General features: G+C 63.6%; 11 protein-coding genes. 2 read left to right on the top strand and 9 right to left on the bottom strand.

Features of this window, described 5'->3' with window-relative positions; genetic code table 11:
- Nucleotides 1-48 precede the first annotated feature (48 nt).
- From ACVOMF_RS06140 to ACVOMF_RS06120, 5 genes are all read right to left on the bottom strand, one after another.
- The gene (locus ACVOMF_RS06140; RefSeq protein ID WP_481508475.1) at nucleotides 49-1,050 is read right to left on the bottom strand and encodes an ABC transporter ATP-binding protein; all 1,002 of its coding nucleotides are present in this window, start codon (nucleotides 1,048-1,050) and stop codon (nucleotides 49-51) included.
- A complete protein-coding gene (locus ACVOMF_RS06135; protein ID WP_481508474.1) occupies nucleotides 1,040-2,692 on the bottom strand; it encodes an ABC transporter permease in 1,653 nt (550 codons plus the stop codon). Before ACVOMF_RS06135 ends, ACVOMF_RS06140 begins: the two co-directional genes overlap by 11 nt.
- Before the next feature lie 72 nt (nucleotides 2,693-2,764).
- Nucleotides 2,765-3,841, bottom strand: coding sequence for a Fe(3+) ABC transporter substrate-binding protein (locus tag ACVOMF_RS06130; protein ID WP_481508473.1), 1,077 nt, complete (start codon nucleotides 3,839-3,841; stop codon nucleotides 2,765-2,767).
- A 93-nt stretch (nucleotides 3,842-3,934) separates the two neighbouring features.
- Nucleotides 3,935-4,978, bottom strand: coding sequence for a tRNA preQ1(34) S-adenosylmethionine ribosyltransferase-isomerase QueA (gene queA, locus ACVOMF_RS06125; protein WP_481508472.1), 1,044 nt, complete (start codon nucleotides 4,976-4,978; stop codon nucleotides 3,935-3,937).
- 259 nt (nucleotides 4,979-5,237) lie between these two features.
- Entirely contained in the window at nucleotides 5,238-5,669 is a 432-nt protein-coding gene (locus ACVOMF_RS06120) for an Lrp/AsnC family transcriptional regulator (protein ID WP_481508471.1), read from the bottom strand.
- 118 nt (nucleotides 5,670-5,787) lie between these two features.
- Between ACVOMF_RS06120 and ACVOMF_RS06115 the strand changes: the two genes are divergently transcribed.
- Nucleotides 5,788-7,284, top strand: coding sequence for an aminotransferase class III-fold pyridoxal phosphate-dependent enzyme (locus tag ACVOMF_RS06115; RefSeq protein ID WP_481508470.1), 1,497 nt, complete (start codon nucleotides 5,788-5,790; stop codon nucleotides 7,282-7,284).
- Between the two features lie 124 nt (nucleotides 7,285-7,408).
- Here the strand turns inward: ACVOMF_RS06115 and ACVOMF_RS06110 are convergent, their stop codons facing one another.
- From ACVOMF_RS06110 to ACVOMF_RS06095, 4 genes are all read right to left on the bottom strand, one after another.
- Nucleotides 7,409-8,827, bottom strand: a complete 1,419-nt coding sequence (locus tag ACVOMF_RS06110; RefSeq protein ID WP_481508502.1) for an efflux transporter outer membrane subunit — start codon at nucleotides 8,825-8,827, stop codon at nucleotides 7,409-7,411.
- Nucleotides 8,827-9,564: an SDR family oxidoreductase gene (locus tag ACVOMF_RS06105; RefSeq protein ID WP_481508469.1), complete on the bottom strand. Its 738-nt coding sequence runs from the start codon at nucleotides 9,562-9,564 to the stop codon at nucleotides 8,827-8,829. Before ACVOMF_RS06105 ends, ACVOMF_RS06110 begins: the two co-directional genes overlap by 1 nt.
- A 130-nt stretch (nucleotides 9,565-9,694) precedes the next feature.
- On the bottom strand, nucleotides 9,695-12,865 hold the full coding sequence (locus ACVOMF_RS06100) for an efflux RND transporter permease subunit (RefSeq protein WP_481508468.1): 3,171 nt from the start codon (nucleotides 12,863-12,865) through the stop codon (nucleotides 9,695-9,697).
- A 106-nt stretch (nucleotides 12,866-12,971) separates the two neighbouring features.
- Nucleotides 12,972-14,177, bottom strand: coding sequence for an efflux RND transporter periplasmic adaptor subunit (locus ACVOMF_RS06095; protein ID WP_481508467.1), 1,206 nt, complete (start codon nucleotides 14,175-14,177; stop codon nucleotides 12,972-12,974).
- Between the two features lie 501 nt (nucleotides 14,178-14,678).
- Here ACVOMF_RS06095 and ACVOMF_RS06090 point away from each other — a divergent pair.
- A complete protein-coding gene (locus ACVOMF_RS06090) occupies nucleotides 14,679-15,701 on the top strand; it encodes a LysR family transcriptional regulator (RefSeq protein WP_481508466.1) in 1,023 nt (340 codons plus the stop codon).
- The last annotated feature ends 111 nt before the right edge of the window (nucleotides 15,702-15,812 follow it).

The raw sequence follows: 15,812 nt of genomic DNA, 5'->3' as shown, positions 1-15,812 counted from the left end.
CAATTGTCGCGGATATGGGCCAGCAGGGCGAACTTTCGCCCCGAATAGTCAGTCAGCGAAGCGGACTGGCGCTGGATCGTGCCAGACAAGGCCGATCTCAGCGCCGATCTCGGGCAGTTGGCCGGAGCCGAAGTCCAGCTCCAGCCGCTCGCCACCGGCCAGGCGCACCCAGCCGCTGCTGCTCGGCCCGCGGAACACCACGCCCTCAACCCGCGCACGCAGTGCCGCGGCCGGGTCCAGCAGCAGGCTGTGTGGGCGCACCAGCACCCGCCCGCCCCCAGCAATGCCAAGCTGCGCAGCCTGGATCAGCGTGCCACGGCCGATGAAACCGGCAACGAACGGATCCTGCGGCGTCTGGTACAGCGCCTGGGCGCTGCTCCATTGCAGCAAACGGCCCTCATGCATGACGCCGATGCGGTCGGCCATGGCAAAAGCCTCACTCTGGTCATGGGTCACCATCAGCACCGTGGTGCCGGCCGCCTTGAGCAGATCGCGCAGTTCGCCCGCAAGGCGCTGGCGGGTGTCCACATCCAGATTCGAGAATGGCTCGTCGAGCAGCAACAGGTCCGGCGCTGGCGCCAGCGCGCGCGCCAAGGCCACGCGCTGCTGCTGTCCGCCTGATAGTTCATGCGGGTAGCGCTGCTCCAAGCCAGGCAAGCCCACGTACTGCAACAAGGCCTGGACCCGGGCCTTGCGCTGAGCACGCTGCAAGCCGCGCAGACCAAAGGCGATATTCGCTGCCACATCCAGATGCGGAAACAGCGCGTAGTCCTGGAACATCATCCCAACCCGACGCTGCTCAGCCGGAAGCGCCTGCTGCGCTGTAGCCAGCTGCCGCCCGGCAAGCACGATGCTGCCCTGCTGCAGCGGCTCAAAGCCGGCAATGCTGCGCAGTACCGTGGTCTTGCCGCAGCCAGAGGCGCCCAACAGGCAGCCGATATCACCGCGCCCGAGTTGCAGCGACAAGCCCTCCACCACCAGCTTGAAACCGCCTGCGACGGGATAGCCGATATGCAGGTCTTCCAGTGCCAGCTGTGCGTCAACGTGCATCTTCCACTCCATAAGCTGCGCCGGCACGCGCCAGCAGGATCACCGGCAGCAGGCCACTGACGACAATCAGCAAGGCCGCCACCGCTCCTTCTTCATACGTCCCGCGAGCTGCCTCGGCATACAACCAGGTGGCAAGCGTTTCGAAGTTCATTGGTCGCAGCACCAAGGTGGCCGACAGCTCTTTCATCGTGTCGACGAACACCAGCAATGCGGCAGCAGCCAGTGCCGGACGCAACAGCGGCAGATGCACCCGCCGCAGCATGCCCGTCGCACCCTCGCCCAGATTTGCAGCAGCCTGATCCAGCGACAGCGGAATGCGCGCAAGCCCCGACTCAATCCCGCCCACCGACACTGCAAGAAAGCGCAGCGTATACGCCAGCACCAACACGATCACCGAACCCATCAACAGCATCTGCGGCTGGCCGCCAAACAACACCAGCAATCGGCTGGCCATGGCATCCAATCCGCCCAGCGGCAGCAACAAGCCGATCGCAAGCACCGTGCCCGGGATTGCATAGCCAAGCGTGGCGGTGCGGCTACTGGCCATGGCCAAACCATGACGTCGCCGCACCTGCGCCAACCGCAATGCCCAGGCCACCAGAAGGCCGAACGTCATCGCCGCAACCGTTGCCAGCAAGGCCACCCGCAAGGTATTCCACAGCGCGACCAGCAACTGCGGCGAGAAGCCTGCAACATGCAGTCGCTCCACCGCCTCCCAGAGCAGATAGGCCGCTGGCACCACAAAGCCGAGCAGCACCGGCAGCAGCCCCAGCAGCAACGCGAGCAGAGCGCGAGCGCCACGCAGCTGCTGCGGCTGCAACGGGCGCGGCCGCAGCACGCTTGCGTAGCGCTGCCGACGCCGGCCATAACGTTCCAGCGTCAGCAACACGGCCACCACACCGAGCATCGCCAGCGCGATCTGGGCCGCGCCGGCCAGATCGCCACGACTCACCCAGGTGGTATAGATCGACACAGTGAGCGTCTGCACGCCGAGGAACTCGGAGGCGCCGATGTCGTTGAGGGTTTCCAGCAAGGCCAGCGCCACGCCTACTGCAATTGCCGGCCGCGCCAAAGGCAGCGCCACCCGCCAGAACACCTGCAGCGGCGTCGCGCCCAGACTTCGCGCCGCTTCCAGCAAGCCAGCGGCCTGGGTCATGAACAAGGCGCGGGTAGTCAGGTACACATAGGGATAGAGCACGAAGCCCAGCAGCACGATGCAACCAAGCAGATGGCGGATATCCGGCAGGCGGAACTGACGCGGGCTGTCATAGCCCAGCAGATCGCGGATCAAGCCCTGCACCGGGCCAAGCGGATGCAGCACATCCAGATACGCAAAAGCCGCGATATACGTGGGCACAGCCAAAGGCAGCAGCAGCGCCCAGCCCAGAAGTTTGCGGCCTGGAAATGCAAACGCCGTAACCAACCACGCACTGCCGGTACCAAGCACGCCGACCAATACGCCAACGCCCAGCAACAACAGGCCGGTATTGAGCAGCGCAGTCGGCAACACATTGGCCCATAGATGCGCCCACAGCCCCGCGCTGCCATCGCTCGCCGCCCACGCCAAGCCCAGTACCGGCGCCAACATCAGCACCGCCACCGATGCCGCGCCCAGCAGCCACGGATTCCATCGCCACGTCATCAAGCACTATCCATTACAAAGCAGCAGGCCGGCACCGCATGCACGGCGCCGGCCTGTCGGGAACCATCAGGTTCAGTTATCGAAGCCGACTTTGTCCACCAGCTCACTGGCCAACTTGCGATTGGCGACCACCTCGGCCAACGGCAGCGGGTCCACCTTCATCGGCCCGAAGCTGGCGACCACCGGGTCCAACGCAACACCCGGCTTCACCGGGTATTCGTAGTTGGCACGCGCGTACAGGCTCTGCGAACTGTCGCTGACCAGGTACTCCAGCAGCTTCACCGCATTGTCGTGATTTGGCGCATGGCGGGCGACAGCGGCACCGGAGATGTTGACGTGGGTGCCGGTATCGGCGGCGCTGGCGAACACCGGTCGCACCACCTGGATGGCATCGCCCCAACCGCGCTGCTCAGAGCCTTCCTCGGCGTTCTTCATGCGGCCGACGTAGTACGCATTGGCCACGCCGATATCGCAGATACCAGCAAGGATGTCTCGCGCCACGTCGCGGTCACCGCCGGCAGCCTTGCGTGCCAGGTTGGCCTTGACGCCGCGCAGCCAGGCTTCGGTCTTCTCCGCGCCATCATGCGCGATCATCGCTGCGAACAGGCTGGTGTTATAGGGGTGCTGGCCGGAGCGGATGCATACCCGCCCCTTCCACTTCGGGTCGGCCAGATCTTCATAAGTGAAGCCAGTCAGATCCAGATCCTTGTCGGCATAGACCACGCGGTCACGCAGCGACAACGCGAACCACTGCCCTTTCGGCGAACGCAGGTGTGCGGGGATGGCTGCTTCCAGCACCGGCGACTTCACCGCCTGGGTGTGGCCGGCTTCGACCACGTCGAGCAGGCGCCCGGTATCCACCGTGATCAGCACGTCGGCCGGCGAACGCTCACCTTCGGCAGCGAGCCGCTCGGTCAAACCATCCTTCAGCAACACGGTATTGACCTTGATGCCGGTGTCGGCGGTGAAAGCGTCCAGCAGCGGCTGCACCAGGGCGGGTTCGCGCGTGGTGTAGAGGTTGACCTCACCAGCGACTGCCTTCGGCGCGGTAGCAGAGGCGGGGGGTTCACCTGTCTTGGCGCAGGCGCCAAGCAGGACGAGGGAACACAGGGCAGCCAGATGGCCGGCGGCACGCTTCGGATGACGCATGGATTACTCCGGAAGTGGTCGTCGGTCCCGGCCACGATGGCCGGACACGGATCAAATGAGAACTTATCTCATTTGATCCGTCCGTGCACTGCGTCAAACAGCCGCACCCTCGCCGGCCGGGAACAACAGCATCGCATCACCATAGCTGAAGAAGCGGTATTTCTGTTCGATGGCATGCGCATAGGCCTCGAACACACGCTGCTTGCCAGCAAACGCACTGATCATCATCAGCAAGGTACTTTCCGGCAGGTGGAAGTTGGTGACCATCGCATCAACGCTGCGGATGCGGTAACCCGGAGTGATGAAGATCTGGGTTTCGCCTGCATACGGATGCAGTTCGCCCTCACGCATCGCGCTCTCCAGTGCCCGCACCACGGTGGTGCCAACACCGATCACGCGCCCACCAGCTGCGCGCGTACGCCTCACCTGCTCGACCAGCTCGGCACCGACATTCAGCCATTCGCGGTGCATCACGTGCTGCGAAAGATCGTCCACCCGCACCGGCTGGAAGGTGCCAGCGCCGACATGCAGGGTGATGTGGCCGAACTGCACGCCACGTTCGCGCAGCTGCGCCAGCAGCGCTTCATCGAAGTGCAGACCGGCGGTCGGCGCAGCCACGGCACCTACCTGCTTGGCGAACACCGTCTGGTAGCGCTCACGGTCGTCCACGCCCGGCTCACGATGGATGTAAGGCGGCAACGGCAGGCGACCTTCGTGCACCAGCCAGGATTCCAGCGACTCGGGGATATCGAAGCGCAGCACATAGAACTCGCCGTCGCGGCCAAGCACCTCGGCTTCGCCGCCGGCATCAAGCTGAATGCGGCTGCCGGGCTTGGGCGACTTGCTGGCACCGATCTGGGCGCGCGCCTGCTGGCCACCGAGCAGGCGTTCGATCAGGATTTCGACCCGGCCGCCACTGGTTTTCTGCCCGAACAGGCGCGCCGGGATGACGCGGGTGTCGTTGAACACCAACAGATCACCGGGCTGCAGCAACTCGGCCAGATCACGCACTTGGCGGTCATCAAACGCGGCCGGTGCCGGCGGAACCAGCAGCAGGCGACTGGCCGAACGTTCGGCCAAGGGAGCCTGGGCGATCAATTCCTCAGGCAGGTCATAGGAAAAATCGGACTTCTTCAAGGCCGGAACTTCGTGCGGGGAGCCGGCTATTGTAGCTCCCGAGGACGGAAGAGCTGGTTTCTGGGCTTGGCCTTGGCTTCGCTTTATGCCGTCATTCCCGCGAAGGCGGGAATCGCTCTGGCTCTGGCTTGCTCCTGAATTCGCACTGGCCAGGCCAAATCAACAGCGAACAGCCAAAGCGAGAGCGACTCCCGCCTTCGCGGAAATGACGGCTGTAGAGCATGGGCAAGGCAGCGCCAAAGCAACGCTGCCAGCTACCTCACCGTTCAAACTTGGTAGAGAGAATGATCGCGCTGTTGGTCCGCTCCACCCCATCCACCGCACCGATGGCATCGGTCACCACATCCATCTCACTGACCCCGCCGACCACCACCATCGCAATCAGGTCATGGTTGCCACTGACCGAATGCAGCGAGCGCACCTCGGTGATATCGCGCAGCGCCTTGACCACCGCCGGCATCTTCTTCGGCAACACAGTAATCAGCACGTGCGCACGCACTTGCCCCTGCTCGTAGTCCTCGTGGGTGCGCACCGTATAGCCGGCAATCACCCCCACCTGCTCCAGACGGTCGATGCGGCTCTGTACCGTGGTCCGCGACAAGCCAAGCCGGCGCGCGATCTGCGCGGTGGAGGCGCGCGCGTCCTCGCGCAATACGGACAACAGGCGTTCGTCGGCAGGAGAAATATTCACATTGCAAACCAGCTTCGTCGATTCGACGAAATTACCCGAAAATCCGTCGAGATCATAGCTGCCATATGTCCAGAATCTCCAGATAATGGGTATATACAAGAAACTTCTGGAGATGAGCATGACCGTACTCGGCCCCCTCGCCCCGCTTCGCGCGCACGCCGGCCAACGCCTGACCCAAGGCCTGGACGACGCCAGCGTTGAACGCCTGGCCGTCGCTCACCCGGACCTGGCCGGCGCCATCGCCGCTGCCGCCAGCGAATACGCCCGTATCAAGGACGAAGCCGCCGACCTGCTGGATCTGGACGAACAGGACCAGATCGACGCCATGCAGGCCGGCTTCGTCAATTTCTACGCCGACGACGCTGTGGTCCCCTACATCGCCCTGGCCGCCTGCGGCCCGTGGGTGGTCTCGCTCAAGGGTGCCGTGCTGTACGACGCCGGTGGCTACGGCATGCTCGGCTTCGGCCACACCCCGGCCGATGTGATGGCCGCTGCGGCCAAACCGCAGGTCATGGCCAACATCATGACCCCGAGTCTGGCCCAGCGCCGCTTCGTGCAGGCCATGAAGAAAGAGATCGGCCACAACCGCGGCGGCTGTCCGTTCACCCACTTCATGTGTTTGAACTCCGGCTCCGAAGCCGTCGGCCTGGCCGCACGTATCGCCGATATCAACGCCAAGCTGCAGACCGACCCGGGGGCACCGCATGCCGGCGCCACCATCAAACGTGTCGTGATCAAGGGCAGCTTCCACGGCCGCACCGATCGCCCCGCGCTGTACTCCGATTCCAGCCGCAAGGCCTATGACCAGCACCTGGCCAGCTACCGCGGCGAGAACAGCGTCATCACCGTGCCACCCTACGACGAAGCGGCGATGCGCAAGGTGTTCGCCGATGCCAAGGCCAACAACTGGTTCATCGAAGCGGTATTCCTGGAGCCGGTGATGGGCGAAGGCGACCCGGGCCGCGCAGTTCCGGCCAGCTTCTACAAGCTGGTCCGCGAACTGACCCGCGAGCACGGCAGCCTGCTGCTCATCGACTCTATCCAGGCCGCACTGCGTGCGCACGGCACCCTGTCCTTCGTCGACTACCCGGGTTACGAGACGCTGGACCCGCCGGACATGGAAACCTATTCCAAGGCCTTGAACGGCGCGCAGTTCCCGCTGTCGGTACTGGCCGTCACCGAGCATGCTGCCAAGCTGTATCGCAAGGGCGTGTACGGCAACACCATGACCACCAACCCGCGTGCGCTGGATGTCGCCGTTGCCACCCTCGCCCGCCTGTCGCCGGAAGTCCGCCAGAACATCCGCCTGCGCGGCGAACAGGCCGTGCAAAAGCTGGAAGCCCTCAAGACCAAGCTCGGCGGCCTGATCACCAAGGTGCAGGGCACGGGCTTGCTGTTCTCCTGCGAGCTGGCCCCGCAGTTCAAGTGCTATGGCGCCGGCTCCACCGAAGAGTGGCTGCGCATGCACGGCGTCAACGTGATCCACGGCGGCGAGAATTCGCTGCGCTTCACCCCGCACTTCGGCATGGATGAAGAAGAACTCGACGTGCTGGTGGACATGGTTGGTCGCGCGCTGGTTGAAGGCCCGCGCCGGGCGCAAGCTGACGCTGCCTGAGTTCAGGGGCGATGCAATGCAAAGAGGCGGCCATTGGCCGCCTCTTTCCTTTTGTTGCGCTGGAAGCCCCCCCTCTCCCCTTGCCCGAGAAGGGTTGGGGAGAGGGGAAAGGGCGTAGCCCTTCTCAACGCACGCTGGTAACCGCCAGCGCAGGACCCGGCTGTCCACCCCAGCCACCCAGCGCCTTGTAGACAGCAACGACACTGACATTCACCGACGCTTCCGCTGCGGCCAGTGCATCGTCGGCAGCCAGTTGATTGCGCTGCGCATCCAGCAAGGCCAGGAAGTCTTCCGATCCCTCGCGATAACGCAGCTGCGCTAGCGATTCCGCCTTGCGTGCGGCCTGTGCCTGCTCAGCCACGATACCCAATCGCGCCTGCTGCTTGGCATATCGTGTCAGTGCGTTCTCGGTATCTTCCAATGCCAGCAACACCGCCTTCTCGTACTCGGCTGCCGCTCCATCGGCCTGCGCCTTGCTCGCACGCAGGCGTGCACGCACGGTGCCGAAGTCGAATGCCGCCCAGCTGATCGACGGGGTCAGCGACCACGCCTTGTTGTTGCCATTCACCAGACCCGAAGCATCACCGCCGAGGAAGCCCACAAAACCACTCAGGCTGATACGCGGGAACAGATCCGCAGTTGCCACGCCTACGCGTGCCGTAGCCGCCGCCAGCCGGCGTTCAGCCATGCGTACGTCCGCACGCTGCCGCAACAAGTCACTGGTATCACCCAGCGGCAAGGCCTTGGCGAACGCCGGTACCTCGCGTGGCTGTAGCAGTGTGTCCAACGAGCCCGGACGCTGCCCAACCAACACGGCAAGACGATGCCGTGACTGCACCTCGGCAACTTCCAGCAACGGAATATCCGCCTCGATCGCCTTCAAACGGGCGCGACTGCTCTGCACGTCCAACTCGCTACCTGCACCCAGCTCCAGCCGAGTTTCGGTCAGGCGCTGGGTCTCACGCAGGTTCAACAGCGTGTCGCGGGCAACGGCAATCCGCTTCTGTGATCCGCGCAGCTCGAAGTAGTTGCGTGCCACTTCGGCTGCCACCATCACCTGCGCGTCGGCCAGATTGTCCCGCTCCGCGCCAAGGTCGGCACGCGCAGCCTCAGCGGCACGACGCTGCCTGCCGAACAGGTCCAGCTCCCAACCGGCATCGAAGCCGAGCTGGTAGGTTTCGCTGAAAACACGCTCCCCACCCAGCGAGGCATCCGGCTGCGTGCGCCTGTCCTGGCTGCCACCTGCAGTGATATGCGGCAGCTGATCCAGGCGCTGTTCGGTGAACACCGCACGTGCAGCGCGTACGCGGGCCATGGCGATCTGCAGATCCAGGTTGTCGCCCAGCGCATCGTGCACCAGCTGCCCCAGAACCGGATCATCAAACTGTGCCCACCAATTGGCTACTGGTGGTGCGGTAGAGAACGCCGCATCTGCTGCGCCCTGCAGGCTGACCGGCTCCACTGGGGCTGCCTTGTAGTCGGGCCCCACCGTCATGCAGCCGGCCAGCAAGGCACTGGCCATTGCGGTCACCAACAGGCGCATCACCACGGCAGCACCTCACCGAGGTAGCTGAAGCTGCCGGTCGGGCCATCGTCAGCAATCAAGGCCATGCCCACGCTGGAGCGCGCGCCTTCGGCGACATCGATCTCACCTTCGCCACCGTTCATGTCGGTCTTGACGTAGCCCGGATGGACCGCGTTGACCTTGATCGGGCCTTCGCGCAGTTCATGCGCCAACTGCACGGTCCAGGCGTTCAGCGCGCTCTTGGAAGCGTTGTAAGCCGGCACGATGAAACCATAGATCGAAGAGCCAGGCTGCGCATGCAGGGTCACCGAGCCGAGGATGCTGGACACATTGACGATGCGTCCGGCCGGCGCAGCGCGCAGCAGCGGCAGGAAAGCCACGGTCACTTCAACCACGGCGAACAGATTGGTGTTGAAGGTGCTGCGCCAGGTTTCCAGCGACTGGCCGCTGGCACCGGCCTGCAGGTCATCGACCAGCACGCCGGCGTTGTTGACCAGGATATCGAGCTTGCCGTGCTGTTGCGTCACGCGCTCAACCGCTACCGCGATGCTGTCGGTGTCATTGACGTCGAGCTGGATGGCTTCCACAGGCAAGCCTTCCGCCTTCAGTTCCTGCGCCTTTGCGGCGGCAGTGTCGTAGTTGCGCCCGGCCAGCAGCGTATGCACGCCCGCGGCTGCGAGCTGGCGTACGGTCTCAAGACCGATGCCGCGGGTGGCGCCGGTAACCAGGGCAACTTTGGTGTTCTGGGTATTCATCTTCTTTTCCTTGGGGGAATGATTTCAAACAAGCCCGATAACATTTCAGATCGTCGTTGCCGGTGAAGATGGCAAGGACCTGCGGGAGGCAGCACATCTGCAGCCTCCCGCAACGCGTATACACCTGCCATCAATGATGGATGGTCGGCTCACCGTGCTGTACCAGCTTGCCACCGCCGTTACGTGACACGAACTTGCGCAGCGCCACGTAAAACACCGGGGTCAGGAACAGGCCGAACAAGGTCACACCCAACATGCCAGCGAATACGGTAATGCCAGTCACCGAGCGCACCTCGGCACCTGCGCCATGCGAGAAAACCAGCGGCACAGTGCCGGCGATGAAGGCGATCGAGGTCATCACGATCGGGCGCAGACGCAGACGGCAGGCTTCCAATGCCGCCTCGACGATACCCTTGCCGCCCATCTCCAACTCGCGGGCGAACTCGACGATCAGGATCGCGTTCTTGCATGCCAGGCCCATCAACACCACCAGGCCTACCTGCACGAAGACGTTGTTATCACCGCCGGTGAGCCATACCCCGAACAATGCCGACAGCAGGGTCATCGGAACGATCAGGATCACCGCCAATGGCAGCGACCAGCTCTCGTAAAGCGCGGCCAGCACCAGGAAGGCCAGCAGGATCGCCACCGGGAACACGATGAAGGCAGCCTTGCCCTGGGTCGCCTGCTGGTAGCTCAGGTCGGTCCATTCGGTGACCATCCCGGCCGGCAACACCTGCCCAGCAATCTCGGTCAGCTTGTTCATCGCCTCGGCCGAGGACAGCATGCGCGGATCGGCCTCACCGGCCAGATCAGCTGCCGGGTAACCGTTGAAGCGCAACACCGGGTCCGGGCCATAGGTTTCCTTGACGGTCACCATCGAACCGATCGGCACCATCTCGCCACGATCATTGCGGGTACGCAACTTGCCGATATCTTCCACGCTGTCACGGAACTGGCCATCAGCCTGCGCGATCACCTGCCAGGTACGGCCGAACTGGTTGAAGTCGTTGACATAGGCCGAACCCAGATAGGTCTGCAGCGTGTCGAACAACTCGGTCAGCTGCACACCTTGTGCCTTGGCCTTCACCCGGTCGACCTCCGCGTCCAGCTGCGGCACATTGGCCTGGTAGCTGGTGATCGGATAGGCCATGCCCGGCGTCTGTGCGACGGCGCCCTGCATGCTTTGCACCGCGTTCTGCAAGGCGCCATAGCCGAGATTGCCACGGTCCTCGATGAACATCTGGTAGCCGTTGCCGTTACCCAAACCAAGGATCGGCGGCGGCATCATCGCGAAGGCAAAACCTTCCTGCAGCCCGGCGATCTTCTGGTTGATCTCGGCATTGATCTGCGCGGCGGTACGGCCCTTGCGCTCGTTGAACGGCTTGAGCGGGATGAAGGCCACGCCGGTGTTTGGCGTATTGGTGAACTGCAGCGCATTCAAGCCGGGGAACGAGATGGTGTGGGCAACACCGTCCGTTTCCTGGGCAATCTTGGCCACCTTGCGCAACATTTCATCGGTACGTGCAATCGACGAGCCTTCCGGCAGTTTCACACCGGCAATCAGGTACAGCTTGTCCTGGGTCGGGATGAAGCCCGGCGGCACCAGCTTGAAGATCACGCCGGTACCCACCAGCAGCACCGCGTACACCACGAACACCGCGCCGCGACGGCCGAGGATGCGTGACACACCGCGCTCATACTTCTCCGAGCTGGTCTTGAAGAAGCGGTTGAACGGACGGAACACCCAGCCGAACAGCTTGTCGATCACACGGCTCGGCGCATCCTTGGCTGCACCATGCGGCTTGAGCAGGCGCGCAGCCAAGGCCGGCGACAGGGTCAGCGAGTTGATCGCCGAGATCACCGTGGAAATGGCAATCGTCACCGCGAACTGCTTGTAGAACTGGCCGGTGACGCCGGACAGGAACGCCATCGGCACGAATACCGCACACAGCACCAGCGCAATCGCGACGATGGGGCCGGACACTTCCTTCATCGCCTGATGCGCAGCCGCCGTGGGCGACAGGCCTTCCTCGATATTGCGCTCGACGTTCTCCACCACCACGATCGCGTCATCGACCACGATGCCGATCGCCAGCACCAGGCCGAACAGGCTCAGCGTATTGATCGAGAAGCCCAGCAGGTACAACGCTGCAAAGGTACCCACAATCGACACCGGCACCGCGATCAGCGGAATGATCGAGGCACGCCAGGTCTGCAGGAACAGGATCACCACCAGCACCACCAGCGCGATGGCTTCCAACAGCGTGGTAACGACTGCCTTGATCGAGTCACGCACGAAGATGGTGGTGTCGTATACGGCTTCGTACTTCACGTCGGCCGGGAAGCTCTTCTGCAGCTCGTCCATGGTGCCGATCACGGAATCGCGGATGTCCAAAGCATTCGCACCCGGCGCCTGGAAGATGCCGATACCAACCGCGTTCTTGCCATCCAGCTGCGAGCGCAAGGTGTAATCGCCCGCGCCCAGCTCGATGCGGGCAACGTCGGACAAACGCACGACTTCGCCATCGGCACCACTCTTGAGCACGATGTCACCGAACTCCTGCTCGCTGCGCAGGCGCCCCTGTGCATTGATCAAGGTCAGGAACTGGCTGTTCGGCATGGGCTCGGCACCCAGCTGGCCGGCAGATACCTGCACGTTCTGCTCACGCATCGCGCGCACCACGTCGCTGGCGGTCAGCCCGCGCGAGGCAACCTTGTCCGGGTCCAGCCAGGCACGCATGGCGTAGTCACCGCCGCCGAAGATCTGCGCATCGCCAACGCCAGGAATACGCGCCAGCCCGTCCTTGACGTGCAAGCGGGCGTAGTTGCGCAGGTACAAGGTGTCGTAGCTGCCCTTGGGCGAAGTGAGGTGCACGACCATCAGGAAGGTCGGCGATTGCTTCTGGGTCGTCACACCCTGCCGCCGCACGTCTTCAGGCAAGCGCGCCTGCGCCTGCGCCACGCGGTTCTGCACCTTCACCGCCGCTTCGTCCGGATCGGTGCCCGGGCGGAAGGTGACGGTCATCTGCAGCACGCCGTCGGAGCCGGCCACCGACTTGAGGTACATCATGCCCTCGACGCCGTTGATCGCCTCTTCCAGGGGTGTCGCCACCGTCTCGGCGATCACCTTGGGATTGGCGCCCGGATACACAGTACGCACCACCACCGACGGCGGCACCACTTCCGGGTACTCACCAATGGGCAGGAACGGAATGCTGACCAGGCCAGCAGCAAAGATCACGATCGACAACACCGCCGCGAAGATCGGCCTGTCGATGAAAAATCTGGAAAAATCCATGGGAAGTCCTTGGAAAAGCCGAGGTCAGGCTGCAAGCGCCCTGCCCGCCCCCGACGGGAGCAGGCAAGCACGGCCAGCAGCTGCGCCGGCAAAGGTAGATAGCGACTTAGTTGATGCTGCTCACGGCCTGGCTGGCTGGTGCAGGACCACGCTGCATCGCAACCGGCTTGGCCTGCACCGGCATGCCTGGCATGAACACCTTCTGCACGCCGTCGACGATGACCTTGTCGCCGGCAGCCAGACCCTGCTCGACGATGCGCAGGCCCTCGGCATTGCGGCCGAGCTGTACATCACGACGCTGCGCCTTGTTGTCCTTGTCCAGCACGAAGACGTACTTGCGATCCTGGTCCGTCAGCACCGCCTTGTCGTCAACAAGCACCGCCTGGAATTGACCGCTACCCAGCAACTGCACGCGAGCGAACAGTCCCGGAGTGAACTGGCGACTGGCGTTGTCCAACAGCGCGCGCACGCGGATGGTGCCCGTGCTGCGGGTGATCTGGTTATCAAGGAAATCAACCTTGCCTTCGTGCGGATAGCCTTGTTCACCGCTCAAGCCAACCTTCACCGGCAAGGCCTGGTCACGTTCGCTCGGGCGCTCGCCATTGCGCGCCATCTGCGCGTAGCGCAGGTAGGTGGACTCGTCGGCGTCGAAGTAGACATGCACCGTGTCCAGTGACACCAGGGTGGTCAGCACGCTGGCGGCATCACCGGCGGTAACCAGATTACCTGCTGTGACCATCGCGCGTCCGGCACGGCCATCGATCGGCGCGCGCACCTTGGTGAACTCCAGATTGAGCCGCGCCGAATCCAAAGCTGCCTGGGCCGCCTGCACCTGCGCACCGGCCTGATCTGCACTGGCGCGGCGTTGCTCAGCGGTTTCAGCAGCAATTGCCTGTTGTTCGGCCAGTCGACGGGCACGCTCGGACTCGCTGCGTGCAAGACCAGCCTGCGTGCGTGCGCGATTCAATTCGGCCTGCGCCCGGTTGAACTCGGCCTGGTAGCTGCGCGCATCGATGGTGAACAGTACATCGCCCTTCTTCACCTCATCGCCTTCGACATAGTTCACCTTGTCGATGTAACCAGACACGCGCGGACGCAGCTCAACGCTCTGTACGGCCTCGACGCGGCCACTGAACTCGTCCCACTGCGCAACCTGCTTGACCAGCACTGGCGCAACACTTACTTCGGGTGCCGGCGGCGCGGCGTTTTCCGCGTGGCCGCCGCTGCAGGCGACCAAGACGGCCAGACTCAGCGCTGACATGCCTGCCAAGGCGACGCGGCGCAGCTTGGGTGATGGGGAGATGCCTTTCATTTCGTGCTCCAAGGGGGAGGTGATCAGGGGATTGCGAAAAAAGATGGAGCTCGACATCGCCGTGCCGGCAGCCCATCGCGCGACGATTTGCGCAACTGGGTCTTGAATGGCCAGATCAGCAGCGGTAGCGGCGGGGTCACTGTCCCGTCCGCGGAAATTTTTGGACCATCAGTGGGACAAAGAGCCCCAGGGCGCGTCGCAGCGTCGCAGCCCCCCGAGACTTGGCGCCTCCAGCGGCAGCCGCCGGCAACTCGCCAAGCAAGGCCTCAAACTGCAATGGATTCAATTGATTGCAGGCTAACCTTGAAGGCAAAGCATTGCGGTAACTGGGTTCGCGGCGTGGCGCTGGCAGGGCCATGGGAGAGCGCATACGCATGACGGCATGTCCGGATTGGATACAGGCGTACAAGATAGGCCTCTAATCCAGACTTGATTAGTACGGATTGAAGGGAATAATCATCCCGTCGCCGGCACAATTCCGTTGCCGCAAGAGTCCTACCCATGGCCAACGATCTCAACGACACCCTGATCTTCGTCAAAGTGGTCGAACAGGGCAGTTTCACTGCCGCTGCGCGTCTGCTCGGTCAACCCAAGACCACGGTCAGCCGCAAGGTGCAGGAGTTGGAGACCCGCCTGGGCGCGCGCCTGCTGCATCGGACCACGCGTCGCCTGGGCCTCACCGAAGCCGGGACGGTCTACTACGAGCACTGCCAGCGTATTGCCCGTGAACTGGATCAGGCCGAAAGCGCGGTCAGCCAGTTGCAGTCCGGCCCCCGCGGCTGGCTGCGATTCACCGTACCGTACTCAATCGGCACCTGCTGGATTGCACCGCTGCTGGGCCAGTTCCAGAGTGAATACCCGGAGATCCGGGTCGACATGCACCTGGGCAATGAAACCTTGGACCTGATCTCAGGGGAGGTGGACCTGGCACTGCGCGTTGGTGCACTGCCCGACTCCAACCTGATCGCGCGCAAGCTGGGCAGCCTGCGCACCCAGGTATTCGCCAGCCCGGCCTATCTCGCCGTGCACGGCGAGCCCCAGCACCCCGATGAGCTGCAGTTCCACCGCACCTTGGCGATCCGCAAGACCCATCAAGGGCAAACCCAGCGTTTTACCTGGACCTTGGCAGAAAATGGCGGCGAGATGCGCGAATTTCCGGTCAACCCGCTGCTTGTGGCAAATGACCCGTCAGCCCTGAATGCCGCCCTGGTTGCCGGCGAGGGCCTGATGCTGAGCAGCGACGTGATGGCCAAACCCTTTGTCGAATCCGGCATGGTGCGGCAGATCCTGCCGGGCTGGACCGGCCCGGATTACGACTTCAATGCGGTGTTTGCCGGCGGACGCCTGGTATCACCCAAGGTGCGCGCGTTCATCGACTTCCTGGTCGCCAAGCTCAACTTCGACGCCAACTACATGATGTTGCAGTGCCCCAACGCCAAGCGTCTGGCCGATATCGAGCAGGAATATCAGCAGCGCTCGAAGGGACACCCCAAGCTGCGCGTGGTCGAAGCGCTCAGCGCCTGAGCGCACTACAACGCGTCATACGGAAACGGGGGCCCGCGCGCCCCCCCCGGGATTTACCCGGAAACCAATTTATTATAAATAAACCCGGTAAAAAGCCCCCCCCCGCCCAAA

The organism is Stenotrophomonas sp. STEN022 (assembly GCF_056760155.1).
Note: the sequence above shows the minus strand (reverse complement) of the source record. Positions and strands in the feature narration are given on the sequence as shown.

Coding starts and splice junctions, on each gene's coding strand:
- ACVOMF_RS06140 (WP_481508475.1), bottom strand. CDS start 1,050: ATGCACGTTGACGCACAGCTGGCACTGGAAGACCTGCATATCGGCTAT.
- ACVOMF_RS06135 (WP_481508474.1), bottom strand. CDS start 2,692: ATGACGTGGCGATGGAATCCGTGGCTGCTGGGCGCGGCATCGGTGGCG.
- ACVOMF_RS06130 (WP_481508473.1), bottom strand. CDS start 3,841: ATGCGTCATCCGAAGCGTGCCGCCGGCCATCTGGCTGCCCTGTGTTCC.
- ACVOMF_RS06115 (WP_481508470.1), top strand. CDS start 5,788: ATGACCGTACTCGGCCCCCTCGCCCCGCTTCGCGCGCACGCCGGCCAA.
- ACVOMF_RS06110 (WP_481508502.1), bottom strand. CDS start 8,827: ATGCGCCTGTTGGTGACCGCAATGGCCAGTGCCTTGCTGGCCGGCTGC.
- ACVOMF_RS06105 (WP_481508469.1), bottom strand. CDS start 9,564: ATGAATACCCAGAACACCAAAGTTGCCCTGGTTACCGGCGCCACCCGC.
- ACVOMF_RS06100 (WP_481508468.1), bottom strand. CDS start 12,865: ATGGATTTTTCCAGATTTTTCATCGACAGGCCGATCTTCGCGGCGGTG.
- ACVOMF_RS06095 (WP_481508467.1), bottom strand. CDS start 14,177: ATGAAAGGCATCTCCCCATCACCCAAGCTGCGCCGCGTCGCCTTGGCA.
- ACVOMF_RS06090 (WP_481508466.1), top strand. CDS start 14,679: ATGGCCAACGATCTCAACGACACCCTGATCTTCGTCAAAGTGGTCGAA.